This is a genomic window from Chryseobacterium formosense (assembly GCF_900116415.1).
Taxonomy (GTDB): domain Bacteria; phylum Bacteroidota; class Bacteroidia; order Flavobacteriales; family Weeksellaceae; genus Chryseobacterium; species Chryseobacterium formosense.
The window spans coordinates 667,098-693,202 of the sequence record NZ_FPAP01000003.1 but is presented as its reverse complement, the minus strand read 5'-3'; the positions used below and the strand labels follow the sequence as shown (position 1 = coordinate 693,202).

General features: G+C 34.7%; 30 protein-coding genes and 1 pseudogene. 16 read left to right on the top strand and 15 right to left on the bottom strand.

What is annotated here, in order from left to right; all coding sequences use genetic code 11:
- The first annotated feature begins 7 nt into the window (after positions 1 to 7).
- Positions 8 to 736, top strand: a complete 729-nt coding sequence (locus tag BM371_RS14535) for a LytR/AlgR family response regulator transcription factor (protein WP_034679541.1) — start codon at positions 8 to 10, stop codon at positions 734 to 736.
- A gap of 483 nt (positions 737 to 1,219) precedes the next feature.
- Here BM371_RS14535 and BM371_RS14530 read toward each other — a convergent pair whose 3' ends face one another.
- Positions 1,220 to 3,565 (bottom strand): TonB-dependent receptor domain-containing protein, encoded by a 2,346-nt coding sequence (locus tag BM371_RS14530; RefSeq protein ID WP_051883072.1) that lies wholly within the window; start codon positions 3,563 to 3,565, stop codon positions 1,220 to 1,222.
- A 627-nt stretch (positions 3,566 to 4,192) separates the two neighbouring features.
- Here BM371_RS14530 and BM371_RS14525 point away from each other — a divergent pair.
- Positions 4,193 to 4,816: a histidine phosphatase family protein gene (locus BM371_RS14525; protein ID WP_034679544.1), complete on the top strand. Its 624-nt coding sequence runs from the start codon at positions 4,193 to 4,195 to the stop codon at positions 4,814 to 4,816.
- A gap of 14 nt (positions 4,817 to 4,830) precedes the next feature.
- On the opposite strand, the gene BM371_RS14520 is transcribed toward BM371_RS14525, so the two are convergent.
- A complete protein-coding gene (locus BM371_RS14520; protein WP_034679546.1) occupies positions 4,831 to 5,265 on the bottom strand; it encodes an Lrp/AsnC family transcriptional regulator in 435 nt (144 codons plus the stop codon).
- A gap of 112 nt (positions 5,266 to 5,377) precedes the next feature.
- On the opposite strand from BM371_RS14520, the gene BM371_RS14515 reads away from it, so the two are divergent.
- The 3 genes from BM371_RS14515 (at position 5,378) to BM371_RS14505 (ending at position 7,609) form a co-directional block, all read left to right on the top strand.
- Positions 5,378 to 5,830 (top strand): carboxymuconolactone decarboxylase family protein, encoded by a 453-nt coding sequence (locus BM371_RS14515; protein WP_034679549.1) that lies wholly within the window; start codon positions 5,378 to 5,380, stop codon positions 5,828 to 5,830.
- Positions 5,830 to 6,255 carry a GNAT family N-acetyltransferase gene (locus BM371_RS14510; protein ID WP_034679552.1) on the top strand — a complete coding sequence of 142 codons (426 nt, stop codon included), beginning with the start codon at positions 5,830 to 5,832 and terminating at the stop codon, positions 6,253 to 6,255. Before BM371_RS14515 ends, BM371_RS14510 begins: the two co-directional genes overlap by 1 nt.
- 421 nt (positions 6,256 to 6,676) lie before the next feature.
- Positions 6,677 to 7,609, top strand: a complete 933-nt coding sequence (locus BM371_RS14505; RefSeq protein ID WP_074958759.1) for an SDR family oxidoreductase — start codon at positions 6,677 to 6,679, stop codon at positions 7,607 to 7,609.
- Positions 7,610 to 7,789: 180 nt separating this feature from the next.
- On the opposite strand, the pseudogene BM371_RS14500 reads toward BM371_RS14505, so the two are convergent.
- Positions 7,790 to 8,280 (bottom strand): annotated as a pseudogene (locus BM371_RS14500) (DNA polymerase Y family protein); the annotation flags it as partial.
- 61 nt (positions 8,281 to 8,341) lie between these two features.
- Here BM371_RS14500 and BM371_RS14495 point away from each other — a divergent pair.
- Together BM371_RS14495 and BM371_RS14490 are read left to right on the top strand one after the other, a co-directional pair.
- Positions 8,342 to 9,118 (top strand): helix-turn-helix domain-containing protein, encoded by a 777-nt coding sequence (locus BM371_RS14495; protein ID WP_034679555.1) that lies wholly within the window; start codon positions 8,342 to 8,344, stop codon positions 9,116 to 9,118.
- Between the two features lie 104 nt (positions 9,119 to 9,222).
- On the top strand, positions 9,223 to 9,840 hold the full coding sequence (locus BM371_RS14490; protein WP_034679558.1) for an alpha-ketoglutarate-dependent dioxygenase AlkB family protein: 618 nt from the start codon (positions 9,223 to 9,225) through the stop codon (positions 9,838 to 9,840).
- Between the two features lie 42 nt (positions 9,841 to 9,882).
- Here the strand turns inward: BM371_RS14490 and BM371_RS14485 are convergent, their stop codons facing one another.
- The 5 genes from BM371_RS14485 to BM371_RS14465 form a co-directional block, all read right to left on the bottom strand.
- Positions 9,883 to 10,221 (bottom strand): nuclear transport factor 2 family protein, encoded by a 339-nt coding sequence (locus BM371_RS14485; protein ID WP_034679561.1) that lies wholly within the window; start codon positions 10,219 to 10,221, stop codon positions 9,883 to 9,885.
- Positions 10,222 to 10,408: 187 nt separating this feature from the next.
- Entirely contained in the window at positions 10,409 to 10,882 is a 474-nt protein-coding gene (locus BM371_RS14480; RefSeq protein ID WP_131431025.1) for a hypothetical protein, read from the bottom strand.
- Positions 10,883 to 10,938: 56 nt separating this feature from the next.
- Positions 10,939 to 11,295, bottom strand: a complete 357-nt coding sequence (locus tag BM371_RS14475) for a SpoIIAA family protein (protein ID WP_034679567.1) — start codon at positions 11,293 to 11,295, stop codon at positions 10,939 to 10,941.
- Between the two features lie 71 nt (positions 11,296 to 11,366).
- Complete coding sequence (locus tag BM371_RS14470) at positions 11,367 to 11,963, bottom strand: Crp/Fnr family transcriptional regulator (protein ID WP_034679569.1); 597 nt, start codon at positions 11,961 to 11,963, stop codon at positions 11,367 to 11,369.
- Between the two features lie 306 nt (positions 11,964 to 12,269).
- On the bottom strand, positions 12,270 to 12,815 hold the full coding sequence (locus tag BM371_RS14465; RefSeq protein WP_074958757.1) for a peptidoglycan-binding protein LysM: 546 nt from the start codon (positions 12,813 to 12,815) through the stop codon (positions 12,270 to 12,272).
- Between the two features lie 475 nt (positions 12,816 to 13,290).
- On the opposite strand from BM371_RS14465, the gene BM371_RS14460 reads away from it, so the two are divergent.
- The 3 genes from BM371_RS14460 (at position 13,291) to BM371_RS14450 (ending at position 15,684) form a co-directional block, all read left to right on the top strand.
- A complete protein-coding gene (locus tag BM371_RS14460; protein WP_034678823.1) occupies positions 13,291 to 13,707 on the top strand; it encodes a pyridoxamine 5'-phosphate oxidase family protein in 417 nt (138 codons plus the stop codon).
- 302 nt (positions 13,708 to 14,009) lie between these two features.
- The gene (locus BM371_RS14455; RefSeq protein ID WP_081874589.1) at positions 14,010 to 14,132 is read left to right on the top strand and encodes an SDR family oxidoreductase; all 123 of its coding nucleotides are present in this window, start codon (positions 14,010 to 14,012) and stop codon (positions 14,130 to 14,132) included.
- Between the two features lie 448 nt (positions 14,133 to 14,580).
- Positions 14,581 to 15,684 carry a linear amide C-N hydrolase gene (locus tag BM371_RS14450; protein ID WP_081874586.1) on the top strand — a complete coding sequence of 368 codons (1,104 nt, stop codon included), beginning with the start codon at positions 14,581 to 14,583 and terminating at the stop codon, positions 15,682 to 15,684.
- Positions 15,685 to 16,089: 405 nt separating this feature from the next.
- Here the strand turns inward: BM371_RS14450 and BM371_RS14445 are convergent, their stop codons facing one another.
- Together BM371_RS14445 and BM371_RS14440 are read right to left on the bottom strand one after the other, a co-directional pair.
- Positions 16,090 to 16,470: a hypothetical protein gene (locus BM371_RS14445; protein WP_131431013.1), complete on the bottom strand. Its 381-nt coding sequence runs from the start codon at positions 16,468 to 16,470 to the stop codon at positions 16,090 to 16,092.
- 3 nt (positions 16,471 to 16,473) lie between these two features.
- On the bottom strand, positions 16,474 to 17,646 hold the full coding sequence (locus tag BM371_RS14440) for an FAD-dependent monooxygenase (RefSeq protein WP_034678819.1): 1,173 nt from the start codon (positions 17,644 to 17,646) through the stop codon (positions 16,474 to 16,476).
- Between the two features lie 86 nt (positions 17,647 to 17,732).
- Here BM371_RS14440 and BM371_RS14435 point away from each other — a divergent pair, with 86 nt between their 5' ends.
- Complete coding sequence (locus BM371_RS14435; RefSeq protein ID WP_051882989.1) at positions 17,733 to 18,707, top strand: helix-turn-helix domain-containing protein; 975 nt, start codon at positions 17,733 to 17,735, stop codon at positions 18,705 to 18,707.
- A 262-nt stretch (positions 18,708 to 18,969) separates the two neighbouring features.
- On the top strand, positions 18,970 to 19,446 hold the full coding sequence (locus BM371_RS14430; protein WP_034678817.1) for an RHS repeat-associated core domain-containing protein: 477 nt from the start codon (positions 18,970 to 18,972) through the stop codon (positions 19,444 to 19,446).
- Positions 19,447 to 19,464: 18 nt separating this feature from the next.
- On the opposite strand, the gene BM371_RS14425 is transcribed toward BM371_RS14430, so the two are convergent.
- Positions 19,465 to 19,737 (bottom strand): hypothetical protein, encoded by a 273-nt coding sequence (locus tag BM371_RS14425; protein ID WP_051882986.1) that lies wholly within the window; start codon positions 19,735 to 19,737, stop codon positions 19,465 to 19,467.
- A gap of 418 nt (positions 19,738 to 20,155) precedes the next feature.
- Here BM371_RS14425 and BM371_RS14420 point away from each other — a divergent pair, with 418 nt between their 5' ends.
- The 3 genes from BM371_RS14420 to BM371_RS14410 all read left to right on the top strand — a co-directional run bounded on the left by BM371_RS14420 (position 20,156) and on the right by BM371_RS14410 (position 22,195).
- Positions 20,156 to 20,464, top strand: a complete 309-nt coding sequence (locus tag BM371_RS14420) for a helix-turn-helix domain-containing protein (RefSeq protein WP_034678816.1) — start codon at positions 20,156 to 20,158, stop codon at positions 20,462 to 20,464.
- On the top strand, positions 20,464 to 21,690 hold the full coding sequence (locus BM371_RS14415) for a type II toxin-antitoxin system HipA family toxin (RefSeq protein WP_177225353.1): 1,227 nt from the start codon (positions 20,464 to 20,466) through the stop codon (positions 21,688 to 21,690). The genes BM371_RS14420 and BM371_RS14415 overlap by 1 nt, the downstream gene beginning before the upstream one ends.
- A 223-nt stretch (positions 21,691 to 21,913) precedes the next feature.
- Positions 21,914 to 22,195: a helix-turn-helix transcriptional regulator gene (locus tag BM371_RS14410; RefSeq protein WP_034678812.1), complete on the top strand. Its 282-nt coding sequence runs from the start codon at positions 21,914 to 21,916 to the stop codon at positions 22,193 to 22,195.
- A gap of 91 nt (positions 22,196 to 22,286) precedes the next feature.
- On the opposite strand, the gene BM371_RS20775 is transcribed toward BM371_RS14410, so the two are convergent.
- From BM371_RS20775 to mnmE, 4 genes are all read right to left on the bottom strand, one after another.
- Positions 22,287 to 22,493 (bottom strand): tyrosine-type recombinase/integrase, encoded by a 207-nt coding sequence (locus BM371_RS20775; RefSeq protein ID WP_228376800.1) that lies wholly within the window; start codon positions 22,491 to 22,493, stop codon positions 22,287 to 22,289.
- 47 nt (positions 22,494 to 22,540) lie between these two features.
- On the bottom strand, positions 22,541 to 23,047 hold the full coding sequence (locus BM371_RS20770) for a site-specific integrase (protein WP_228376797.1): 507 nt from the start codon (positions 23,045 to 23,047) through the stop codon (positions 22,541 to 22,543).
- Positions 23,048 to 23,058: 11 nt separating this feature from the next.
- Positions 23,059 to 23,325 carry a hypothetical protein gene (locus BM371_RS20765; protein ID WP_262486427.1) on the bottom strand — a complete coding sequence of 89 codons (267 nt, stop codon included), beginning with the start codon at positions 23,323 to 23,325 and terminating at the stop codon, positions 23,059 to 23,061.
- 246 nt (positions 23,326 to 23,571) lie between these two features.
- A complete protein-coding gene (gene mnmE, locus BM371_RS14400) occupies positions 23,572 to 24,957 on the bottom strand; it encodes a tRNA uridine-5-carboxymethylaminomethyl(34) synthesis GTPase MnmE (RefSeq protein WP_034678811.1) in 1,386 nt (461 codons plus the stop codon).
- A 387-nt stretch (positions 24,958 to 25,344) separates the two neighbouring features.
- Between mnmE and BM371_RS14390 the strand changes: the two genes are divergently transcribed.
- A complete protein-coding gene (locus BM371_RS14390; protein WP_131431012.1) occupies positions 25,345 to 26,016 on the top strand; it encodes a hypothetical protein in 672 nt (223 codons plus the stop codon).
- Positions 26,017 to 26,105: the final 89 nt, after the last annotated feature.

Genomic DNA, 26,105 nt, shown 5'->3' with positions numbered 1-26,105 from the left:
TAAAGAAATGAAATGTATTATTGTTGATGATGAGCCTCTTGCAAGAGAAGCAATACATATGTTAATTGAGAAAACACCGAATTTGATTTTACTGGATACTTTTAATGGTGCAGAATCTGCGGGAATTTTTCTAAACAACAATCCGAACACTGTGGATTTAGTCTTTCTCGATATTCAGATGCCAGGAACCAACGGAATCGAATTTTCCAATCGTATCCCAAAAGAAACGCTTGTCGTTTTTACTACTGCATTTTCAGAATTTGCTGTTGATAGTTATGAAGTAGATGCGGTAGATTATCTTATTAAACCCATACGATTAGAACGTTTCCAAAAAGCGGTAGAAAAAGCCAAAATCTATTCTAAGCTTCTAAAACCTAAAAATGAAACCTCAAATATAGAGCCTGCTACAGATGATTATCTATTTGTGAAAGCAGAACGCAAAATGTTTAAACTTTATTTTAACGAAATTTTTTTTATTCAGGGTTTGAAAGATTATGTGATTTTGCATACTGAAAATCAAAAAATAATTACTGCGATGAATATCAAAACAATTCAGGAACAATTACCAAAAAATATTTTTGCCAGAGTGAGTAAATCATATATTATAAACTCAAATAGTATAGATTCTTTAGATAACAATACTATTTACATTGGTGAAAACGAAATTCCCATAGGAAATATTTACAGAGACTTATTTTTTAATGAATTCATAACTAAAAAACTTTTGGGTAGATAATTTATTGGAAGCTATCAATTTATCAAAATACCTGACAAATTCGTAAAATTTCTAGTGTTATAAACTCCTTTTGTTGATAAATTGACCCCTGCATTATTAACTATGATATCAAGTTTTCCAAAGTTTTTAATTATATCCCATAGTATAATATCACCACTATTGCTCAAAGAAGCTTCTGGAGATTCAGTCAAATTATTTGACTGGAAGTGACATATACGAACATAAACAAAAGTGATTTGGACTTTATATCGTACAACAAATTGTAAAAATGCATTCTGGAAAATTAGGTTTCATGGAAAACGGCTTAGGAGGATTGGAGGTAATTATCGAGCTTCCGATATTAAGGTAGCTTATTATTTTATAGTTTAATCTCTGTTAAGTACTTATAGTTCATTTGGTCTAGTGCAACGTGTATATATTGATACAGTTTCATTTTACTATAATATAATTAATCTACTTGAGAAGCATCACTATAACTAATTGTTAATTTGCTCTATTTTTTTCATCAAATTTCAGATTGCGTTCCTGTGCTTTTACTTTTTTATTTCCAAAATTGTAAGTTAAAGAGACTGTAAGGTTTTGTCCATCATAGTAATTGTCGAATGAGTGGACAGAATTCTGATAATAGATCTCTCCATGGCTTTTCGCTTGACGGAAAATATCAGAAACATAGACATTTATCTGAAGATCTTTGTTCATCAAATTCATTTTTACACCGGAAGTTAAATTTCCGACAAAATAAGAATAGACATTCCCAATATTTGAAGGCAGACGGAACCAGTAATTCATAAAAAACTGAATTGTTTTGTCTTTTTTTAAAGCAAAGCTATTCTGTAGGTTAAAAGACGTGCTGTTTCCTTTTCTGGAAGCTGCGTCGGTCGTAAAAACCTGAGTTTGCATATGAGAGAAATCACCTGAGTAATTCACTTCCCAGAAATTAAATAAATTATCGGAAAAACTCAAGGAAATTCCTGTACTGTTTTTATTGAAGAAATTATAGAAATTGCTTGTCTTATTTTCTCCATCCAAAACTACGAGCTGGCTGTAAGCATCTAATTCTCTCTGAAAATACGCCGAGGCAGAAAATTTTCCTTTATACAGGTAAGAAAGTTCAACATTATGATTGATAGAAGGATTTAAAGCTGGGTTTCCTGAATAGTAAGAATTAATATTCGTGTACCAGCGAAATGGATTGATTGCACGGAAGCCCGGTCGATTGATCCTTTTGGAATAATTGATGTTAAAGGTATTATTTTCATCGGCTTTGTAGGTCAGATAGGCAGTGGGAAACAATTTACCATAAGAGTTTTCTGTTTTCTGTCCAGTGGAAGCAGATGCGCCGATTACGGTAGAATATTCATATCTTAAGCCTGCTTTTACGGTCCATTTTTCAGCTAGTTCCTTTTCAAGGCTCATATATGCAGCATAATTCTTTTCTTGATATTTAAAAAGATTAGTTCTCAGCGGATCTGTAATATAAGTTCCATTGATCAGATTCTGATACTTGACGTCTGAATTGTTATCGAAAGTTGTGAATTTGATTCCGGTTTCTGTCTTTGCAAATTCAAACGGAAGCGTGAGATCGGCCTGACCGGAATATATTTTGTAATTCAGTTCGGACGGGGTTTTTACGATGAAAAAATTGCCGGAATTGTCTTTCGTTGTGAAATCAATATTGCTTGCGGGCGTATTGGAAAAGTAATTTCCTGTAATGCTCACTTTGTTATCCCGTTTTCCGAATTTCAGGTCATAGTAGGCGCTTATGGTGTTGTTTTTATTTTTGGTGCGGTGTTCTGCATAGGTAAACAGCGAGTTGGTATAGTTTCCATTTTGAAAATAATCTGAAGTGTTCGTTATATCCATCCCTGAATTTCCCAGTCCGTAATCGTACACCAATCCTACAGTTGATTTTTTATTGAACTCATAGTCCAGACTGTAATTAAGACCTCCGCCGTTCCAGAAATCTCTCCTGTCATCTGAGCTTGCCATCCCATCTGAACCCGCGATCTTGTAGTTCTCATACGAATGTTTCTGACTGTCGTATTGTCTCAACTTCAGTGATGACCTCAGTTTTTCACCTTGATAATTGACCGTCGCGGAATTGGAAAACCCTGCATACGTGGTCTGAAAAAGACTGGTTGTCAGATTACCATTCCAGCCCATGTTTTGGTTTTTCTTCAAAACAATATTGATCAGTCCGCTGTTTCCCTGCGCCTCATATTTGGATGGTGGTGCGGTGATCACCTCTATTTTTTCAATATTTTCCGAACGCAGACCTTTGAGGTAATTAATGAGTTCTGTTCCGGAAAGGTTCAGCATTCTATCATTGATCATCACTGCGATCCCGCTTTTCCCGACCATAGAGATCCCCGCATTTTCATCAACTTTGATCTGTGGTGTATTGTTAAGTGCTTCTATGCCGTCCATCCCCTGCGAGGCTAGTGAATTGGCGATATTAAAGACCAACCGGTCTGCTTTTCTTTCGATCAATTTCTTTTTCGCCGTTACGACTATGCCTTCGATCTCTTTTATAGGGTTGTTTTCAAAAGCAAGATCGTACTTTGTACTTCCGTTGACAGTGATATCATCTTTTGAAACTTCGATTCCGTCGAGAATACAAACTATTTGATAAATTCCATTTTCAGGAAGCTTCAGAGCAAAATTTCCTTGTTCGTCAGAGATGGCAGTTTGTTTGAGTTGATCTTTTACCGCGATGATCTCTACATATGAAACCTGTTTCCCTGATTGTGTGATCTTCCCTGTGATACTTTGTGAGAAAGCAAGGAAAGGTATTATTAAAATAATTGAAAGCAATGTCTTCTTCTTCATGATTCTATTAATAGTTCATTATTATGACAATCCTGAGCTATTTATTGTTACATGCCATCAGTCCATTTTATGATGTATGTGCTGTTGCTTCAAGCTACATGCTTTTTGAAGTAAATAAATAAGATTCTGAAAAATGCACTTTCATGAACTGCTTTTAATTAGAAAGAAAATGTTTCAATAACCTATAAATCTACTTGAAAGGTAAAACCATTATTATTGGAGTGGCCGCTGACCCTGTGAAATGGTTGAAATAAATGATCTATCATTGATTCAGGAATTGGTGTTCCGATGTTAATCAATGATATTTCCAAAAACGATCATTCACAGTTGCTTTTAAAAGTACTGGTGTATTTACCGATCCGTGTGAGAGAGCGTTGGATAATAGGTTGAAGATCATTTGGGAAAGGCCAGCTGGGTCACATTGAACTGGCTGGTCAATGTTAAAATTAAATTCAACAATCCTTTCCGGCCAGGAAACTTAGAAACTGTAATTACTTTGTTCTAAAAATTATTTTTCACTTTTTATCATAGTTTTATTAATCTCATTCTAAAATTTAATTAATCAGAAAATGTGAACTTGCTTATATTTGCTTATTATTTCTTGTTTTTTTAAACGACAATAAATTAATGCTATTAAATAAAAATATAATCACAATTCAACACCCTGAATCTATTCATCATACAAATGGTATGATAGGTTCATTGACGGACTGGGAACTGACTGAGAAAGGAGCAATGCAGGCAGAAAACATTGCATGCCAAATAAAGGAAGAATTTCAGGACATCAATTATACAATTTATACATCACCCCTTAAGAGGACAAGACAAACTGCTGAGATTCTTGGAAAAGAGTTAAATATGACTGCCAACCTGAGAGATGCGCTAAAAGAAAGAAGCTTAGGCAAAGCTATCGGAAAATCTGTTCAATGGCTGAAAGAAAACATTGAAAACGAAGAGAAAACAATCTTTGATAAATGCTTCAGCGATGCAGAATCCAGATTTGATGTCTGGAATAGATTACTGCCTTTCTACAATGAAATAATGGACAGTGACAACGAAAACATAATCATTGTTTCTCACGGAGATACCCTAAGCATCTTCAATATAATGTGGTTAGGGTTAGATCCGGAAGCACTCAATGATATTGACTTGTCCGGAGTCAGCGGTGGTGTTTCTTTCCTATACCGAAAAACGTGTGGTAAGAGAATCATTAAAAGGTTAAGCGATACTTCGTATATCTTGCCTTTTTAATACTTTCTGCTATTTTAGATTTTCTGCAAACTTATTTCTGAAAGCTGGATGGATGTCGTTGGAATTCCATAAGGAATTAGCCTGTCTATAAGGTTTTCAAGGTGAGAGCTGTCTCTTAGGATACATTCAGTAATTAGACAGTACTCGCCTGTCACTCTTTTGCAGTTCAGAACTTCAGGAAATTTTTCCAGATCAGCAATAAATTTTCTGAAATCATCATTTTTAAATTTCATACTTATAAGTACCTTCAAATCATACCCTAATTTCTGATAGTCTATCTCCATGCTAAACTGACGAATTATTCCGTTATCTATCAAATTCATCACGCGTTCTTTTGTAGCTGATTGTGACAGCGAAATAATTCTACCTATTTCTGCATAGCTAAGCCTTGAATTCTTTCTTAAGATCTGAAGGATCTTGTGATCAAAATCATCTAAAGTTATTTTCATTTTAAAATTAATTATTAACAATTAAATCAAGCAAAAATAACGGAAATTTCAGTTAATTTCGTTTTTCTATGTTCAGTTAAATATTGAAATTTGTGATATAAATAAGAAAGATATGGTAAGAATACAATTTTCAAACAATGGAAATACTCCATTTGAAAGGCTTATTGGGCATAATAAAGATTTTCTTAAAAAATGGAATAATCTGGAAGAAACTTTGTGGGAGGGAAATTCGCTGGACACAGAGTTGCTGGAGCAGGTGCGTAGGACAATGGCCTTTGAAAATGGCTGTGAATACTGCATGGTAAAGGGCGGAAAACCTGACTTCGACAAGTCGCAAATGAAAATCTCCATGGCGGCTGCCTTCGCAGAATTATTTTGCAAGAACCATCATTCTATTTCGGAAGCACATTTTGATATGCTTAGGGAATATTTTTCGGATAGAGAAATTTCGGAATTATGTGTGTTTATTACTTTTGTAAATGCATCACAAAAGCTAGGAAAAACACTGAACTTAACAGAGGAGATGCAATCAAATGCAGTTGTAAAATTAAAAGATATAGAATAATGCAGATCGTTGTTTTAAACAAAGCCAATCTCAGCGCAGGCGTCCAAGATCAGGTTTATGAACTATTCAAGCAACTAAGCCCTAACAAAAAACAGTTGAAACTGAACGAGATTTTAATAGAGAACAACCATGTGACATTACTTGGCTGCCTCATAGAAGATAAGATCGTGGGAATTGCTTCAATGGCAGTATATAAAGTGATTTCTGGTAGCAAAGGCTGGATCGAAGATGTGATCGTGGATGAGAATCATCGTGAACTGGGGATCGGGAAAAAGCTTATAGAAAAACTATTGTCCATTTCTAACGATCTACAATTGAGTGAAGTATTGCTTTTTACTGAAGAACACCGGATTTCGGCCATCAGCTTATATAAAAAGTTAGGTTTCAGTAAAAAGAAAAGCAACATCTATACACTCAAGAAATAATAAAAATTAGAAAAATGCGTCTTTCTGATACTGAAAAGATATCTGATATTCGATTAGAGACTTTTTGGTTACTCATTATTTTATTTCTTAAAAATATTAGAGGGACAATAAGCTTCTGATAGAGAGAATCCCAATTCAGATTTATATGTTGCCGAAGGCACGACCTATTATGGCCAATGTATATTACTCATAATAGATTATTTTGCTCTTACTTATTCAAATTACATTCCTATTCTTATCGTTTATGTAAAAATAATTGCTGCTTTATAATTGTAGATACTAATTATATTTTCTTTAAAATAAACATATACCACATCTGATTTTGTTGGAATAATCCTTGTAATAAATGTATTATTAATGCCAAATCGGGCACGATATGCCATACTTGTTATATCAACACCATTAACTTAAAATATATATTATGGAAAAATTAACGTCAAAAGACGCAGAAGTATTAATTAGTAAACAGGGTAATGCATTAGAAGACCCAAGGTCAAAATATCCTAAACCACCTTTCGAAAGACAATTTCAACCATTTCCGGGTCTGGCTCATAAAATGAATCCTGTTCCGGATCACGGTGAGGAAACTTATGTTGGATCGAATAGATTAAAAGGTAGAAAAGCGTTAATTACTGGTGGTGATTCAGGAATTGGCCGAGCTGCTGCTATTGCTTATGCTCGCGAAGGAGCTGATGTCGTTATCAGTTATCTCCCAGAGGAACAATCTGATGCTGATCAGGTTCTTGAGCATATGAGGAAAGCAGGAGTCAAAGCCTTTGGAATTCCGGGCGACCTTCGTGAAGAATCTTTTTGTAAGGAGTTGATTGAACAAGCTGTTGAAAAGCTTGATGGATTGGATATTCTCGTTAACAACGCAGGACATCAAAAATCCAATGAATCTATTTTAGATATAAGTACTGAAGCATTTGACAGAACAATGAAGACTAATGTTTATGCGCCGTTTTGGTTGATAAAATCAGCATTGCCTCATCTAAAGCCAGGTTCAAGCATTATAGGCCTATCATCTGTTCAGGCTTACGATCCATCCGAGGATTTATATGATTATGCGCAGACAAAAGCAGCAACCACAAGCTACGTAAAATCTTTGGCTAAGCAATTAGGACCAAAAGGAATCAGAGTAAATGGTGTAGCACCGGGTCCTGTTTGGACTGCACTGGAAATAAGTGGTGGTCAGACTCAGGAAAATATTGAGGTTTTTGGTCAGGATACAGCCTTTGAAAGACCTGGTCAACCAGCGGAGTTGGCATCCATTTTTGTGCAACTTGCAGCAAACGATGCTAGTTTCGCAACAGGACAAATTTATGGTTCAGCAGGCGGAAGCGGGCAACCGTAACAAAAAAAACAACTGATCATCATTGTTCAGTTGTTTTTTTTCTATTTATCTGGGTTTATTTAAAAATCGATTTGTATTACTAAAGGGCGTTGGGAGTTGCTAATTCTATAACTGTTGGGAGAAACTCTGTTTGCAGATTTGAAATATTTTCCAAAATCCTGAATAGAAATGGTGCAGTATCTCCCTGATCTCAAATTTACCCGTAGGCTTAGATTCTCCAGTTCCTATTTTTGCCACGGTTTTATTGGTGGATAAGGCAAAGCTGATGGGCAAACCTGTATTTTTAGTAACAGCGTTTGCAATTTCATTGGTCCATTAGTAGCATCCAAAAAACTTGTCCATTCCTGAAAGATCAAGGTAAAACTCGTCAATACTCGCTTTTTCCAATACTGGAACTTTTTCCTGAATAACCTCTGTAACCACATGAGATATTTTAGAATACATTTCCATATCACCTTTAATAACCCTTGCTTCGGGGCATAGCTTTAATGCCATTTTAATGGGCATTGCACTTCGCACACCAAAAAGCGGGTTTCATAATAGCAGGATGCCACGACACCACGGTCTCCGCCTCCAATGATGATAGGCTTTTTCTCCAGTTCGGAGTTTTTTAGCCGCTCACAGGAAACAAAAAACGTATCCAAATCCATATGCACTATTGCTCTTTCCATGCTGTAAAATTATTACGATTTGTAGCAAAAAATTGTATATTTGTTGCTATAAATTATAGCAATGTCAATTTTATCCGAAAACATGCGGTTTCTCAGAGACAGGCAAAAAGTATCTCAGCAGAAAATTTCTGATGATCTTTCCATCACAAGAGGTCGGTATGCAACTTATGAGGAAGATCGTTCTGAGCCGCCTCTTGAAGTGCTGATCAGGATTTCCAAATATTTTAAAATCAGCATTGATTTACTGCTGACTGTCGATATCAGAAAATATCCTGTTGATGAGATGTTGAACCTTCCGGATAATAGAGTTATCCTACCGATAGTTGTCAATGAAACGGGTGAAAATTACATAGAGATTGTTCCGCAAAAAGCATCGATGGGATATTTAAGTGGCTACAGTGATCCTGAATTTATTGACAATTTGCAGAAAATGCAACTGCCTTTTCTTAAGAACGGAAAGTTCAGAGCATTCCTTGCAGATGGTGATTCCATGCCGCCTTTTGCAGATGGTTCAATTATCATTGGAGAATATGTTGAAAATTTGGAACAGCTAAAAACAAACAAGGAATATATTTTTGTGACCAACGACGGAATCACATACAAAATTTTTTTAGGGAAAGCAGGAAAATCAATTACTGTAAAATCTGATAATTCATTTTACCAGCCTTATGATATTGCAATGGAGGATGTTTTGGAAGTTTGGAGTTATTCCTACGGAATATTACCTAAGAATTACAAACCTTTCCTGCCGGATCAAAATGAATTAAATGGGATGATTGATGATCTTAAAAAGACCGTTCAGAAAATGGAACATAAAATTTCAGGGTTTACCTCTTAAAATAAAAAACTTCCCGGAAGAGAAGTAAACACACAAATGATGAAAAAATGCTATTATAACAAAGAATAGAATCTTATACAATTAATATTAAAGTTAATATCACAATGGGTCAACTCAGTTTATTCAGCGCAGAGGAATTTTATACTTTTCCAAAGGATTTGTTGGAATTCAGAGAACACTTCTTAACATCTGAAGAATCAGATTTACTTTTTGCAAAACTTCTTGATAATACACCATGGAAACAGCGGGTTCAGACGATATATGACAAAAAGGTGGTAACTCCGCGCCTGACAGCATGGTATGGCGATAGTGAGAAATCCTACAAATTAGGAGGCAGTGAATTTGAAGTAAATGCCTGGACACCTGAGTTACTTTCCTTGAAAAGTAGAATAGAGGAAGCTTTTGGCTATGAGTTCAATTCAGTTCTTCTTAATCTGTACAGGGATCACAACGATTCCGTGGCTTGGCACAGAGATAAGGAAAGCAGGTATGGAAATCGCCCAGTTATCGCATCACTAAGCCTCGGACAAACAAGGAGATTTGATTTCAGAAAGCTGAACCACCATCAGAGCAGGCATAGTATTCCGCTTCCCCATGGCTCGTTGCTGATGATGAAAGGGGACCTTCAGGAACATTGGGAACATCGTATTGCCAAATCATCTAAATTAATGAAAGAACGAATCAATCTTACTTTTCGTAAGGTGAATGAGATTGCCTCATAGTGATCCAGGTCATCCAATATTACAAAGTGTTAACGAATTTAATCAATTGACAACAAAGGCTTTTAGTTCCGCCAACTTACCATTTTCAAATCTCCATACATCGCAATACTCATAATCTATCCATAAAGAGTTTGTGTTTACAATGCTTATTGTACCTACTGCTGTTAAATAATTTCCTTCTTCTATCATTATATCAACCTTAAACTTAGGTGGTTTAATATAGGCTTCATTCATATAATCCCTGACTTCATCAATTCCTGTTAGAGATGTTTCTCCTACGAATGTCCAGTGGGTATCAATTGTACAATATGTTAAAAATTGATCGTAGTTACCATTAGCTATGCACGCATTGGCTTCTTTTAGTATTTGTTTTAAATTCATTGTATTTGTTTTTTAATGAATGAAAATTAAAGTAATCTAAAAACATGCCTTTAATTTAAATGATCGTAGTCGAATATAGTACAATGTAAATTAGAGAAAGGAAAAATAATTTCGATTATTAGTTGTAAATTCTGAACTGTAAATACACTTGTGTTTCACTATTTCTATAAGCAGAATATTTTTATCGTTATTCGATATACTTTAAAAATTTTTTATTTATTTCATCTTTGATATAATCTTCATCTTCTTTACTTAAAAAACCTAGCGGGGCATAGTCTGTATATTTCTTTTTAAAATCTTCCACCGCTTTATAATATACGTTGTCTTTTTGAATGTAGGGAGAATGGTATCGGCTAATTTCTTCAAATTCTCTCTGAATATCATTAAAAAATATCTTAAAATATATTCTGTCTTTAATTTCCCTTTTCCACATTAGCAGCCAATTGATTTGACTTGCTATTGTATTGGTGTTTTCGGGATATCTTAAGTCCTGCAGTAAAAAAAATCTAGGATGGTCGTTTGTAAACCTACAAAGAAGATCATAGTCTTTTCCCATTCTTTTGTTAAAATCTGAAAGATTGAGTTGAGCAATTTTTAAATTCTCCCGATTGTTATCGATTGTTTCCCGAGAAACATTTTTTTCAAATGATATTATATTCACCTGTACTTATTTGAACAGTTAATAGTAGTTTAATCGTATACAAATTATGCTGGGTTTCAGTTGCCATTGTTACACCAATACATTGCATTATAGACATTATCGGTGGAAAAAATTCTGAACTTATTTGTATGTAAGGCGGTAATCTTTTGCAATCCGAAATCATCACTTATAATGGCAGCACGATTGCAAGATGAAATTTTATTTAGTTTTAAAAGAGATTGGGATAACCATACATCGACATCAGTTTTTGGTAAATCATTATTAAGATAGAGGAGGTAGTTTAATTCATTAAACCTTTCCATTTTCTTTTCCACATGAGGAATGATAATGTTTTCAAAATCAGTTAGACTAATATCGCCGCTTGCACTGAATGCTGCCACGTTTTCCGGAGCATCGTTGAGTAAAGAAATCATATGAATATTTTTGGTGTAGGAGAGAGGTATCAAATATAGAACCAAAGCAATTATGATATCATAAAAAAATCTTAATAGTAAATTTTGCTGTGTTCGATTCTTAAGATTTGCAGAGCCTGCATTTTTTTAATGACCCTGATGATTGTTTCCACTCGTAAACCAGTAAGGCTTGCCAGCTGATGTCTGGTAAATGGCACAGGGAAGCTATAGGGTTCAGAGTAACCATAATAATCTTTTAGATGATCAAGTAGCTTTTGAATCCTCATCAACGGATCACTTATCGCTAAAAAAGAAGATATCAAGTATCTGAAATGAAGACGCTCTGCCGTGTAGCGATTAACATCACGCAACACTTCCAGATTATTTTTTACGAGATTCAGATATGCATCCTTAGCTAAGCAGATTATTGTACATGCAGTCAAGGCTGTTGCACTGATTGCATACGGTTTATCGGTCAGTAAGTACGACTCACCGAAACAATGACCTTTAAAAGGAAAACCGTGAACGAATTCTTTACCATCACCAAAAATATTGCTGATTTTTACAGTACCTTCCTGTATCTGATAATAATATTTCGAACTATGGCCTTCACTGAAAATAATTTCAGATTCAGAATAGTTTTTAACTACTGCTCCATGTTGAAATAAAAGTTCTTCCGGTATGATCATAGCTTTGCTTTGAGACTAAAATAAAAATTATTTTCGAAAAATTCCTATTCATACCTGCGCGTAATCATAATCATAAATTATATTTTCCACTCCTATTGTAGTTTCCATCATAGAGAATTCTAAGAATTGAATTCTATGATCTCGGTTATTGATCCTGCTAATACTTTTATTGTTCGTCCGCTGATAGATACTTATTACAGGATTTTGATTTTTTCTATATCAATATCAACACATACAAAATCAAAGGCTTCCTGTAGGAAGCCTTCGAAACACCAAATCACAAAATATTAATATGAAAAAATTTATTTATAAAGCAGTTGCAGTATAAGTTACTGTTTGCGTATAAGTTCCTGCTGGTTTACCTAAAATATCCGAAGATGATGATTTCGAAGCTGGAATCATGTAATCCAAATTCAATGTCAATGCACTTCCTAGTGGAGCATTTGACACTAAAGTCTGATCAGTTGCAGATAAAACGACAGCCGTTTTTGTTCCGCCCATTGTTCCGGCCGCTGCAGCTGCTTTGATGGTTAAAACATTTACAGGAATTGTATTTGTTCCGTTCAAGAAATTAGCACCTCCTGCTTTTACTTTTACATTGAAGTTCTTTGTTGAAGTCACTTTCAAAGAGTTGGCTTTGGTAACGGTTTGATCAGAGTTGTAGTCTGCTGCAGTAGCATAGTTGAAGTCAACCGTATTACCGATTGCAGTACTTCCGGCGTCGATGGAGATCACATCATTCAGGGTAATATTTACTGTTGTTGTTGCATTTGTATTTTGAGCCTGAACATTATTAGTTCCTAATATGATTGCTGCTATAGTTAAGACTGCGGTTGCTATTTGTTTTGTCATGATCGTATTTTTTATTTTTTTATTTAGTTATCCTCTTTTGAACAATACAAATCTACGGCAGCGATAAAAGTTTCTTTGTAGTGGAAAATGGAAGTTTATGTAGTAAAATAACTACACGGTTTATTCATTTGTTTTAAATAGAAAAAGCCACCAAAACTTTGAAGGTGTTTAGGTATTTAAATTTGCTGCTATTTTTAATATAAAGGTTTTGTAATACAAAGTACCATTCCTTAAAAACAATAAAACCGAAATCTCTAATGAGAAATTTTCAAGTTTATAGAATAAAAATCATTTTTTCGTTTTTATCAAGATTTAAATGAGCAATTAATTGAAGCATATTATTTTGATAAACGAATGCTGACGCACCAGACATCATGTATCGGTATGCATTTTGGTTTGTGCTAGCAAAGCAGATCAATTCCTTGATATTTGTGAACTCAGGATATGATCACCACTAAACCAAAATATCAGTATTATGAAAAAAGCATCATTGAAAACCATTGCAGAAAGAATGAAGAACCTCGATTTCTGTATGATGGTCACGCAGGACAAAAAACAGGTCTCCCATTCAAGGCCTATGAGCAACAACGGTAAAGTTGAGTATGATGGCGACTCCTGGTTCTTTTCCTATGAGGACAGCCATAAAGTCGACCAGATCATGAACAATCATCATGTCAATCTTATTTACCAGACTGATGACCTGTTATTTATCGAATGTACCGGTACCGGTGAAATTATTAAGGATAAGGACACGCTTAAAGAAAAATGGATTGAAGGCCTTGACCAATGGTTTCCGCAAGGAATTGAGACTCCCGGGATTTGTCTGATCAAAGTGCGTGCAACCGAGGTGCGATTCTGGCATAAAGAGGAAGAAGGTGAATATACCGCGTAATTGTCAATAATTGATGATAGCCTAGAATGGAATAGAGAATTAACCTATTGAATAACACAAATCCCGACATTCGTCGGGATTTGTCATGAATTTAAAATTTGTTAGTATGCCTTATCTAATCACCTTTTTTATGGTGATGAGGTTTTAAAGCGGTTTTGTTTATCTATATCAGAACAAGAAATTACTTATCCGGTCTATTCTCCCACATCGGTCATCGGGATTTTCAGCAATGCACTGAAGCTTAATGCTATAGTAAGTATCATCTATCTTGAAGAGAAAGTTTTGACGATACGTTCCAAAACATTATCAATACGGTTGGCGTACCGCTAGGAAGGATTGCAGAACCAAGTGAAGTCGCTACTATCGTTGCCTTTCTGGCTTCTTCCGAAGCTCAATATATAACAGGAGCGAATTTCTGTAGATAGCGGATCATCGCCTACAGTTTGATATTTTTAGGAGACTAATAGTAATATAACCAACCATTATGAATTTTTTCTAAAGCAATGATTTGACTGCATAGTCAAATCATTGCTTTTTAATTTCCGGTGTTAAGAAAAAGACAGGTCACTAAAAATAAAAAATCTTTAGCTCCTATCATAATTATTTGGTATATAATCCTATATAGTTGCTTACTGGCCGTACATTGAACAGAGGTGAGACATAAAGAACGTTTATCTGTAAGATTTATTCCAGTCAGAATTTTTAAGATTTGATCAAATTTTGGTTACAAATAACCATTGACTTTATTGGGGTAATAATTGTAGATTTGTTTAGAATTAATTATTTAAATCATATAACATAAAGTTCTATGAAGAGATCCAGACCCGCCAATCTATCTATTCCTGCCGGTCATTAAAATAAATAATATACTTAATGAAAATTTTCTTTCTGCGCTGTATCTTAATGTTTGCTTTCATCTTCTCAGTCCACAGTAAAGCATGCTCGGCATTCTTGCTGACAGGTAAAGATTATAACGTTGTTGGCTTTAACGAAAACTGGAAAACCATGCCGGGAATGGTTGTGATCAACAAGCGCGATATCCCAAAAAGGAATATCAGCTGGCAGAATTTGACAACTGATCAGCTACAAGCTCAGAAAAGATGGACGTCAAAATTCGGATCTGTCACCTTTAATCTTTTGGGATATGATTTCCCTTGTTACGGAGTTAATGAAAAAGGTCTCTTTCTGGTTGAATTATATCTGGAAGAGACCAGTAAAGTATATCATCCAAAACAGCCTGATATGTTCTGGGCACAATGGATCCAATACCAGTTGGATAACTACAAAAGTGTAGAAGAAGTGGTGGATCATCTGAATGATGGGCCTAACATCAACTGGTGGCCCAACGCGGCCGGAAGCCATTTTTTCCTGACTGATGCCAAAGGAAATTCTGCAACAATTGCCCTGTTAGATGGTCAATATAAAGTCCTTACAAATAAGGAAATGCCAGTACCTTTACTATGCAATAATCAGTATCATAAAGATCTCACGGCTGCTAAAAAATATGATTTTCTGGGCGGAAATGAAAAATTTGATTTCGACAAAAACAAAAATTGGGAAGATCGCTATAACCGGGCATATTACATGCTGAAAAATTATACCTATGATGAAAAGCCTGTCGACTATGCCTGGAATATTTTAAATTCAATACATCCCGGCGAATGGCAAACGGTCATCGATACCAAGAAAATGAATCTGTATTTTAGATCTGATCTGAAGAAAGAGATTAAGACCATCAATATCAGAAAGTTAAATTTTTCCAAAAATACTTCTATAAAATACTTGGATATTCATACCGATAAAATTGGATTTGTGAACGATGGCTTTCAAAATCTTACCACTGAGAAAAACAATCAATATGTAGAAAAGGGTTTTCCAATAGGCTATGATAATAAGGAATTTGGTGAATCGGGCATTTTTAAAAAATTGAAAAAGAATATTGCGAAGTTCTTTGAAGATATCCTGCCGGCATCTTAGATGTTCAAACTATATTTTTAGAATGATGACAATGAAATTGCTGTCACTAGTTGCTTACCCTGTCTTTTCTGTTCATATACAATCCATTGACTAAATTTCCGTATAGTTTCTGTGTTATCATTATATTTATTTTGACCAGTACCTACTTGCAAAATGGAAATCTACAACCACTTAACTTCAAGATTCTCAAATCAGGCGACATCAAGAATATTCTGATCTCATATCTGATCTTAGGATTGAGTGTGGATTTTATTATCAAGCCGCAGGTGAATTGGCATTGTAACAAACCAACTGATTATTCTTAATAGAGACATAAGATTGTAATATATATTCCAAGATATTATAAAGATGCTTTTGCAGCCTATAAAATACCGCAAATATGGACGGAATACTTACAAGGAGCGTTCACAGAAATGTTTGTTTGATTTTATTTCCGATTAGAATAAAAGGGATAATTCCCGCGAGCAATAATGCCCAGAACCATAACGGATGAATGACAATTATCCATAGCCAGATAATCACTGACATAATGCTTATTCCCACAACAATTAGCTGTCTCTTTTCACCTCCGAACAACGCTGTTACAATACCTCCTGTGATACAGCTTACATAAACACAAACTAATTTGATAATAAGCTGAATGATATCATCAGAAGTCCAGATGGTCTGTTCAAACAGCTGCATAGAAGTCGGAAACAAAACCCCTTGTATTTTTGCAAGTACCGAACTTAAAACACCAATGCTTCCAAAACCCATGATGATGGAAAGTATTTTTTTAAAACTCATAACCTAACTGGTTTTAAAATTCAACTGGTCTTCGGTGAGTATGATCGGATCGGTCATTATTCCTTTTATTTCCTTGTCGGAAGCAGACCTGAAAGATTCTATAAAGTGATCAAGCTTTTGCGTATCATGAGGGATAAACGAAGACGCGTTATTTCTGGCATTGCTCTGGAATTTACTGATGATGGGTTGCATCAATCTATTATAATTGCTGCAGGCGGATGTTAAATCATCAGGTGTTTTGCTGATAAAATGCGATAATGCCTTCGCTCCATAGATAGAAAGCGATGCTCCCATACCGGATAGAGCCGTGGGACAGTATCCAGCATCACCCAGCAGAACCATATTTCCGTTAACAAGATCAGGCGCGTCTACCATGCCCATTTTATCAACAAACATTAAGCCTTCTTCAGTAAAACGATCGAGCAGATCCCTTACCTCGATGCTATAATCATTGAAAGAATTAAGTAACAGGTCTGCTGATTTTTGCTTTATTGTTGCAATATCACTCATATGACGAATGTAGCACTGGATAGCGATTTCATTGTTTGCAATCGGGTAGATAGAGAGCATTTTGTTCACATCAATATAAATTTTAAAATTGCCCACTGTCAACGAGTGTTTCGTCTTTAGTCTTCCACCCATGTACAACGTATTGAAATCTTCCATTTGTGAATCTGTAAAATAACATTCCCTCGTTGATGAACGTAAGCCTTCAGAAACAATAACAAGATCGGCTTCCATACTGTTTCCGTCAGATAACATCACCTCGCTTTTATTACCTCTTGAAGAAATCCCGGAAATCGTGGTGTTGAAAAGAATATCCACCTGATCTTTTAGATTATCATACAACACGTTATGAAGTCCACCGCGGGAGATCAGCACTGAACGTTCAATATTCTGGTTCATTTTTTTGTAGCTGATGCGTTGAATAAGTTGCTCATCTTTTTCTAAAAAACTCACGAACTCAGATGGGGAGGAGGCGGCTTGAAGTTCTTCTATCAATCCAAGTTCTTCCATTATCCGGATACCAAAACTCTTCAGAGAGATGAGGAAACCTGCCTTCGTAAAAGAAGGAGCCCTGTCGATCACCGTTATGTGATGTCCTTGTTTTGATAGAAATTTTGCGGCTGTCAGTCCTGCAATTCCGCCACCCGATATTAAAATATTCTTTTTCATTTTTATAATTTTTAAATGCTTATTACAAAATTAGTTTTACATTTAAGAATAAAATAGTCCTTTTTGGAATAAAAATAGTCCATAAAATGAATTTGACTGATAATAAGAAACAGATGCTTGAGCTGGCAGAGAAATTGGGAATGCCTGCATCTGAATTCGGCAATACGCTGGATCTTTTACGACTCAATGAGATTCATATCGTTGATATGCTTCCGGAAATGCTGTTAATGATTCGTTCTGTCATTGCGAAAGAGACATTTACATATCGAAGGAAACCTATTGATGCTGTAAAAAAAGGTCTGCTTTTTTCTTTCCAGAACATTTTTAGCCATTCTTCAGATGATCGTCAGAAGCATAATGAAGAAAAATCAATTCAGGCCCGACCTCACATCCGGATATCTCCCTTACATATGGAAAGTGAAGTGGTATTTCCTAAAGCAATCACGATCACCCAAATTACGATACTGATCGATCTTGATTTTCTCAAACGTTTTATCGGCAAAGATCAGGAGGCATTCCGTTATCTCTTTAATGATGACAAAACATTGTTAATAGAAGAATTCATGTCTCCGGAGATGGCAGATCTTGTTAATATAATTGCCACAATTGCGGAATTGGACATACTGTCCGAAGCGTACTACAAATTGAAAACATTGGAGCTGCTGTATCTGCTTTTTAAGAATCTTTCTAAACGGCAACATATCAAATATCAAAGTCTCCGAAAAGACGAGATAGCCGCTCTTTACCGTGTGCGGGATGCGATTTCGAATTCATCAGAAAAGCGTTTGCCACAGGATGAGATGGTAAAAATCAGTGGTATGAATGTACTTAAACTGCGAAAGCTTTTTACACAAATTTTTGGGAAAGGTATTTATGAGTATAGTCAATTTCTACGGATGCAGGAGGCAGCGAGATTGATGAAGGATGATTATCTGTCGGTTTCTGAAACAGGATATCAGTTAGGTTTTACCAATTTGAGTTATTTCGGAAGGTTGTTTGAGCAACATCACGGGATGAAACCCAAGAAATGGAGTGCGCAGCATCGGTTGAAAGACAAGTAAGTTTAATAATGTAGACGAGCAGTAATTTGTTAAATTATAATAGTCATTTCGGTACTTCATCATAAAATCTGCAAAAGTTTATCGTATAAGACAAGCCTCTTGTACCAACTAAATTATTGTTTTTATAACTATCATTCTTATGATGTCCTAATTAAATGAAAAAAGTTTTAAATGCTAAAAATCCAGAATTGCAGTTTTTCCTACTGCAGAAGGGTTTTATGATTATATAAAAGATCAGAATATTTACCAATACAAAGATCATTTGGGAAATGTAATAGTTTCTTATGGCAGAAACAGCGCAGGAGTTCTTGAGATTGTAGACGCTAATGATTATTACCCTTTTGGAATGAATCACCTAAAAACTGGCGGAGCATATTATGGTGCAGAAGCATACCAAAACTACAAGTATAACGGCAAAGAACTACAAGAGACAGGAATGTATGATTATGGAGCAAGGATGTATATGGCTGATATTGGTAGATGGGGTGTGAATGATCCACTGGCGGAAAGACACAGAAGACATAGTCCCTATAATTATGCAGTTAATAATCCTATATTATTTGTTGATCCAGATAGTAGGGATATTCGAATTGGCGAGCATGTATATTCATATGAAAAAGATAGAGATTACAGTAAATACAATGATTTTGAAGCAAATACTTATAAAGCTCTTGATCATCTATATTCTACAGGTGCTTTAACTGTTACTATTGGTGAAGGTGAAAATCTACAACAATAAATGTTTTAGATGTATTGATTAAACGTTTAAGAGTTTTTCTTTTGAAGTAATTTCTTCAGCTTCGTTTACTTCAGCCGCAAGTTCAACAGATTTTAGAAACAAGTTAACGAGCATTTGTTTCTCAATCTGCTCAAAGCTGGCAAAGTAATCATAGAAGTTTTTTTTTTCAAACTCATTGTCTTTGGCAAAACGATAAATGTTTTTTGGCTTTTCACCGTGATTGAGGACATAATCTCCGTACAATTCGAGTATTATTTCTTCTGAGATTGATTTTCTTTTTCCATAATACAATTTATTGTAACAAAATCAGTAATTAATTTTACTAAATTTTAAAAAGTAGTAATATGTATTTCAAAAATAAATGATTGAAGAAAACGATCGACAGCCTTAAATGGTCACATGAAGAAAAGGACTACAATACTATTGTTCGAAAGAGGTATTGATATATTTGATTTTGTGGATATTACTTCTTAAAATTGTAAATTATTATTTATTGTTGCTAACTTTCAAATTGCGTTTCTGTAAGTATAAAATTTAGAGTAAGTTTATACTAAAACAAGTTTTTAGATGCAAGTTGTGTTTTTTTTAATTTAATTACTTAAAACGGTAGTTCTTAAGGAAAATTTAAGAGAAATGCTCTACTATTATCGTATATTTGTAATACAATAATGATATTTGTTGCACAATTATATATTTAAATATTACAATAATGGTATTTATATCGCCAGCAAAAGCTCAAAGAAAACTAGCACAAAGTATACGTGCTAGAAGATTGAATTTGGAACTTACACAAGAGGGGTTAGCAGAACGTTCAGGAGTTGCTTTATCTACATTAAGAAAATATGAGCAGAAAGGTGTGATATCATTGAACTCCTTTCTAAAATTACTTTCCGTAGTTGGAGGGCTAGAAGAATTAGTGACTAGTCTTGAACCTCCCAAAATCAATTTTAAGACAATAGATGATGTCTTGAAAGAAAATGATAATGTAGCCAAAAGACAAAGAGGTAGAAAGAAATAATGCAAAGTATAAAAGAGATAAAAGTAGCACTGGACTTCGGATCCAAGGCAGATCCAGTAGGTCGTTTGGCTATCAGGGATAATATCATATATTTTGAATATGATGAAGAGTTTGTACAGAGGGGATTAGAAATATCACCTTTTCATCTTCCTCTTAAAAATGGTCTGTCAGAATTGCCACAGACTCCTTTTGATGGTTTAGCGGGGGTGTTTGGTGATAGTTTGCCTGACGGCTGGGGGCGATTATTATTCGACCGTATAATGCGAGCTAAAGGAATTTTGCCGACCGATATTAATTCACTTGACCGCTTGGCTAATGTTGGATTATATGGCATGGGAGCTTTGGTATATGAACCTGACAATAGTCACTCATTGGAAGATGAGTTAATTGATTTAGATCAACTTGCTAGTCAAGCGGAACAAGTTTTGGAAGGGAACTCAGAAGAAGTACTCAAAGAGCTTTTAGTTTTAAATGGATCTTCAGCAGGAGCTAGGCCTAAAGCATTAATTGGGGTTGATTTTGATAGAAAAAATATTTCATACGGAGCAAAAAAATTAGGCGAAGGTTTTGAAAACTGGTTAGTCAAATTTCCTAATTCGCAGGATGGCTTAGATGCTGGTGCAATCGAATATGTGTATGCTTTGATGGCTAAAGAGGCAGGTTTAGATATTCCTGATGTGCACTTATTTAAGGCAAAGAAAGGTTGTGGTTACTTTGCGGTAAAAAGATTTGATAGAGATGGTAATAGAAGGTTGCATATGCATACAGTAGCAGGCTTGATACATACTAATTTCAGATATCCGTCACTAGACTACGAAGACCTCATAGGGCTTACATTTGCTTTAACTAAAGATGCCAGGGAAGTTGAAAAAATGTTTCGTATGGCTGTTTTTAATGTGTTTGCAAATAACCGTGATGACCATGCTAAAAATTTTAGTTTTTTAATGGATGAAACAGGGGAATGGAAATTATCACCTGCGTACGATCTTACTTTTTCTAGTGGACCTGGTGGTGAGCAGAGTATGATGGTAATGGGAGAAGGGCGAAATATAGAGGTTAAGCATCTTATAAAACTCGGTGAAGAAGCAAAGCTCTCAAATGCAATTATTAATGGTATTATTGAACAAACACGGTTTGCATTGAGCTATTGGCCATATTTAGCTAAAGAATATGGAATTTTGGATTCTAATATTGAATTAATCTCTCGCGCGATTACAAAACTGTAATATTGCTTACTATCATAAGTAGATGCTAAATGAGATTCAAAAGATTTTCAGCTAGAAGTTCACACCAAATAGTAAAATCAATTAAAAAGAGCTAAAATGTAGCAATATTTAATTCTGAAACAAGTAATTATTCTTTTATACTATTTTTTAAACCGTAATGCCCTGATTTATTGCGTATGTGCCTTCTGATGCTGAATTTTGTTTTCATATTAATATCAGATTTATGGAAAACGAAACTATTATCCAGAAACTAAATCGTATTGAGAGATTTATTTTTGGATTAAAAGAAATCTTAAATGTTGAAGAGCTATCCGATTATACTGGATTTACCAAGTCTTACATCTACAAGTTGGTGCATACATCTCAAATTCCATCTTCAAAACCTGGTGGAAAAGTTCTGTTCTTCGAAAGAAAAAAGATTGATTTGTGGTTGTTACAAAACAGCAGCAAATCAAATTCTGAAATAACAGAAGAAGCTTCACTTTATGTACGGTCAAAAAAATAGTATGGAATCATTTCTGTATCAACTTTATTTTTCAGATTGGGAACAAAAAATATTTCAAATATATTTTTTGGGGAAGGCTAGATATCAATATCTAACTGTGGTATATTTCAGCTGCCTCTTTCATTTTTTCATCCACAATTTTAGCATAAATTGCTGTTGTTCTGATCTCTCTGTGTCCCAGTCTCTTAGAAACTGTATAGATATCTGCTCCATTCTCTAACAATAGGACAGCATTGGTGTGCCTGGCACTGTGAAAAGTTATATGCTTTGAAATTTCTGCCCTATTGCACCATCTCACTATTTCATTATTAAAAACGACACCATATTTTAAACCTTTAAAAACTCTCACTTTCCTAAACCCCTTTCTCCAAGTAACTGTCTTGCCTGTTTTGGTATGTAAAGATATTCAACACCGTCCGTCTTTTCTTGCCTAAAGTTAATCCTACTAACATCTCCCTCGTCCCTAACCTCTGACCACAATAAAGAATTGATATCAGACCATCTCAATCCGGTAAGACATAAAAAAATAAATGCTTTCTTCAAAACTTCGTATTTACAAGAAGTTGTTGCCAGTTTTTGTAGCTCACTATGTGTTAGATATTCTCTCTGACTTTTTGCTTGTTCAAACGATTTTATTTTTGCTGAATAGTTAATCGGTAAATAACCCTCATCAAAAGCTCTTCTTAAAGATGCTTTGAATTTATTGAAGTAGGAGTATTTTGAGTTTGTTGATAACGGAAGATCGCTTTTTGTTCTAGCATTATTATCGATATAATTCTTTACTTTTTTTATAAAGTTTTCATCAATTTCTTCGAATAGAAAATTGGCTGGAATAATCTTTTTGAGGTGCACTAATGTAGAAGTCAGTTACCGTAGTTATTTAAAGAATTTATTTTCTCTTCAGTTATCTCTTCAAAGTAATCTAGAAATCTCTTTTTATCTTTTGCTTTATCTCGGATTTTAAACTTACCCTGAAGGTACTCGGCATTTCGAATTGCCAAAATACTTTCCGCTAATTTTTGATTTTCCTTGTTTTCTTTTTTTTCAGCTGGTGTTTTAGGATTGGCATGTAGATATATTTTTAGATATTCAAAATCTCTTATATGTATACGTTTCCCCTGTTCGTCAATATTCGAACCTTTATAATATTCGATGAAGAGACTTATTATTCCATCTTTTAGTTTTTTTTTGCTTTAGTGTTATTAACATATTACTTCTTTATATTTGGAGGTGTACAAAGGTGTACAGATTTTTGTTTCGAGTTGTACATAAGTTGTACCAAATATAAAAATAAAGATTAATATGGGAAAATGTTTATTGTATAAATGCTTGTAAATCAAACAAAAGACAAAATAAGAAACTAAAAGAAACTGTATTTATTTGCCGATACAAAACTTAGAAAAAATATTTCCTAAAACTTCATCATTCGTCACTTCACCTGAAATTTCGCCAAGATGTTCCAGAGCATTTCTCAGTTCATAAGCCAAAAGCTCGGTTGAAATCTGAAAATTAATAGCTTCTTTCACTTTATTCACGGCATCCAAAGACTTTTGTAGTGCCTGAAAGTGTCGTTGATTGGTAATGATGACATTATTTTCGGAAGTTTTCAATTGCTCTACAAAAGAAGATAATTCGTTCTTCAAATCCTGAATGTTTTGATTTTCAACGGCGGATATTTTTATAAAATCAAACTCATGGGCAATTTCATTTCTGAAAATTTCTTCAGTTTTTTCGTGTAGAGTAGGAATAACTTCATCAATTTTTGTTGCACAGATAATAAGTTTCAGATCATCTCTCAGTAAAGACTTTATCATCTCAATATCTTCAGAAAAATCTTCTGTTGCTGCATCAGCTAGGTACACCAAAATATCTGCATTTTCCACTTTTTCTTTGGCCTTTTTCACTCCGATGGCTTCAATTTCATCAACTGTTTCACGCAAACCTGCAGTGTCGATTAAGCGGAAAGCATGACCTTTAATGTGAAGAATTTCCTCAATCGTATCTCTCGTTGTTCCTGCAATATTGCTCACAATCGCTCTTTCTTCCTTTAGTAAAGCATTCAGAAGGGTAGATTTTCCGGCATTCGGTTTTCCGATGATGGCAACGGCAGTTCCGTTTTTAATGGCGTTTCCGTATTGGAAACTTTCAATCAGGGAATTTAATTTTAATTCAATTTTATCTAAAAGCTGATTCAATGCAGAACGGTCTGCAAATTCAACGTCTTCTTCGGCAAAATCAAGTTCCAATTCAATTAAAGAAACAAAATTTAGCAGATCGGTTCTCAAAAACGAAATTTCATTGGTAATTCCACCTTTAAGCTGATTGATTGCCACTTTTCTTGAAGCCTCATTTTCGGAAGCAATCACATCGGCAATTGCTTCAGCCTGAGAAAGATCAATTCTTCCATTGATGAAAGCACGGAGTGTAAATTCTCCCGCCTTTGCCATTCTGGCTCCGTTTTTAATAAGTGTTTCCAGAATACGTTTACCAATATGCGGCGAACCGTGGAAGGTTATTTCCACAGAATTTTCCGTCGTGAAAGTTCTCGGAGCCAAAAAAATCGAAAGCATCACTTCATCAATCGCCTCTTCCTCATCCATAAAATAACCGTAGTGAATGGTGTGAGATTTTTGTTTTTCAAGATTTTTTGAAGGAAAACATTTCTGAACCACAGTTAATGCTTCATCTCCTGAAACTCTGATGATTCCTAGAGCTCCTATTCCGTTGGCGGTTGCAAGCGCGCAAATGGTATCGTTATTCATGCTGCAAAATTACGGAAATTTAAATGGCAAAACAGTCAAAATTTCATGTTCAAAATTCAGTTATTTAAATACTCTAATTACTTAAGATTCTCAACTCTCAAAACCTTCAAACTCTTCTACATTCCAACTTTTTTAAGAGCCGGGAACCTGCTTTCACTACTCGCTTTTCCGGGATTTTTGGCGGCGGCAAAGCCGCCGCCAAAAATCCCGGAAAGAGCTCAAACATGCCGTTCAATCAGGGCTAAAAAGTAGTGTGTAACTTAAAAATTTCTCCAAAGTATGAAAAATCATCAATTTTTTGTAGATTTAGATAAAGCAAATGCAATTTCAAAATGCAGATTATATTTTCATTCAATTTTAAAACAAATACATAAAAAGACTTAGAAAATGGGTATTGCAGCATTATTTTTAATTGTCATTTTAGTCTTGATATTCTTTATTCTAAGAATTCCAAAACTGACTATTGCAAAGAAGATTCTCATTGTTATTTCTGTTTTGTTATTGTGCATAATTATCATGGCTTTTATTTTCATAACAGGTTTTGAACGTGGCCGAATGCCCAAAAGGGAAGAAATACAATCTGTTCAGGAGAATTTCGATACGATAAAAAAAACCGACACCAAAGCGGTCGCTGAAGACACCAATAATGTAGAAAAGAATTATGAAACCCCAAAAACAATATTCAGTATTGAAGGTAATTATGAATTTAAAAAAGGAAATTCAACCTGCAAAATGAATATGACATTATATTATCAAAAAAATCAGTTGAAATATAAGTTAGAAACAGATTCCCATAAATTTTCAGATCATGCCGAAATTGAATTGAATGAGAAAAAAGACGGTTATTATATTACGTTCAAAAATATTGAATGGAGCGAATATTTGGGCGGACTGGATAATGAAGGCAAACCCCTCGAGAAAGATTTACCACTTCCTCGAAACGTGTCGGGAACATTGTATAAAGAAGAAATTATTATTCAAAATTATGGCAACTCAATGAATTATTATGTCGTATTTGAAGAATGTGGGGAAAAATATATTGAATTAGTAAAAAAGTAAAAATCATCCCATATTCAGAGATGATTTTTCAAAGAAATAAACTTTCTTATATATAAAGTGGTCGGTTGATGCAAAGCTAAAGTAGTGCT

What these genes read in the sequence shown, in the direction of transcription:
- BM371_RS14485 (WP_034679561.1), bottom strand. Translation starts at nt 10,221, where the DNA reads ATGAATTTAAAACAAATACTAAAAGAAGCCAATGCGTGCATAGCTAAT.
- BM371_RS14505 (WP_074958759.1), top strand. Translation starts at nt 6,677, where the DNA reads ATGGAAAAATTAACGTCAAAAGACGCAGAAGTATTAATTAGTAAACAG.
- BM371_RS14420 (WP_034678816.1), top strand. Translation starts at nt 20,156, where the DNA reads ATGGTATTTATATCGCCAGCAAAAGCTCAAAGAAAACTAGCACAAAGT.
- BM371_RS14415 (WP_177225353.1), top strand. Translation starts at nt 20,464, where the DNA reads ATGCAAAGTATAAAAGAGATAAAAGTAGCACTGGACTTCGGATCCAAG.
- BM371_RS14465 (WP_074958757.1), bottom strand. Translation starts at nt 12,815, where the DNA reads ATGACAAAACAAATAGCAACCGCAGTCTTAACTATAGCAGCAATCATA.
- BM371_RS14390 (WP_131431012.1), top strand. Translation starts at nt 25,345, where the DNA reads ATGGGTATTGCAGCATTATTTTTAATTGTCATTTTAGTCTTGATATTC.
- BM371_RS14435 (WP_051882989.1), top strand. Translation starts at nt 17,733, where the DNA reads ATGAATTTGACTGATAATAAGAAACAGATGCTTGAGCTGGCAGAGAAA.
- BM371_RS14460 (WP_034678823.1), top strand. Translation starts at nt 13,291, where the DNA reads ATGAAAAAAGCATCATTGAAAACCATTGCAGAAAGAATGAAGAACCTC.
- BM371_RS14515 (WP_034679549.1), top strand. Translation starts at nt 5,378, where the DNA reads ATGGTAAGAATACAATTTTCAAACAATGGAAATACTCCATTTGAAAGG.
- BM371_RS14510 (WP_034679552.1), top strand. Translation starts at nt 5,830, where the DNA reads ATGCAGATCGTTGTTTTAAACAAAGCCAATCTCAGCGCAGGCGTCCAA.
- BM371_RS14445 (WP_131431013.1), bottom strand. Translation starts at nt 16,470, where the DNA reads ATGAGTTTTAAAAAAATACTTTCCATCATCATGGGTTTTGGAAGCATT.
- BM371_RS14520 (WP_034679546.1), bottom strand. Translation starts at nt 5,265, where the DNA reads ATGAAAATAACTTTAGATGATTTTGATCACAAGATCCTTCAGATCTTA.
- BM371_RS14495 (WP_034679555.1), top strand. Translation starts at nt 8,342, where the DNA reads ATGTCAATTTTATCCGAAAACATGCGGTTTCTCAGAGACAGGCAAAAA.
- BM371_RS14475 (WP_034679567.1), bottom strand. Translation starts at nt 11,295, where the DNA reads ATGATTTCTTTACTCAACGATGCTCCGGAAAACGTGGCAGCATTCAGT.
- BM371_RS14535 (WP_034679541.1), top strand. Translation starts at nt 8, where the DNA reads ATGAAATGTATTATTGTTGATGATGAGCCTCTTGCAAGAGAAGCAATA.
- BM371_RS14530 (WP_051883072.1), bottom strand. Translation starts at nt 3,565, where the DNA reads ATGAAGAAGAAGACATTGCTTTCAATTATTTTAATAATACCTTTCCTT.
- BM371_RS14470 (WP_034679569.1), bottom strand. Translation starts at nt 11,963, where the DNA reads ATGATCATACCGGAAGAACTTTTATTTCAACATGGAGCAGTAGTTAAA.
- BM371_RS14525 (WP_034679544.1), top strand. Translation starts at nt 4,193, where the DNA reads ATGCTATTAAATAAAAATATAATCACAATTCAACACCCTGAATCTATT.
- BM371_RS14490 (WP_034679558.1), top strand. Translation starts at nt 9,223, where the DNA reads ATGGGTCAACTCAGTTTATTCAGCGCAGAGGAATTTTATACTTTTCCA.
- BM371_RS14450 (WP_081874586.1), top strand. Translation starts at nt 14,581, where the DNA reads ATGAAAATTTTCTTTCTGCGCTGTATCTTAATGTTTGCTTTCATCTTC.
- mnmE (WP_034678811.1), bottom strand. Translation starts at nt 24,957, where the DNA reads ATGAATAACGATACCATTTGCGCGCTTGCAACCGCCAACGGAATAGGA.
- BM371_RS14410 (WP_034678812.1), top strand. Translation starts at nt 21,914, where the DNA reads ATGGAAAACGAAACTATTATCCAGAAACTAAATCGTATTGAGAGATTT.
- BM371_RS14440 (WP_034678819.1), bottom strand. Translation starts at nt 17,646, where the DNA reads ATGAAAAAGAATATTTTAATATCGGGTGGCGGAATTGCAGGACTGACA.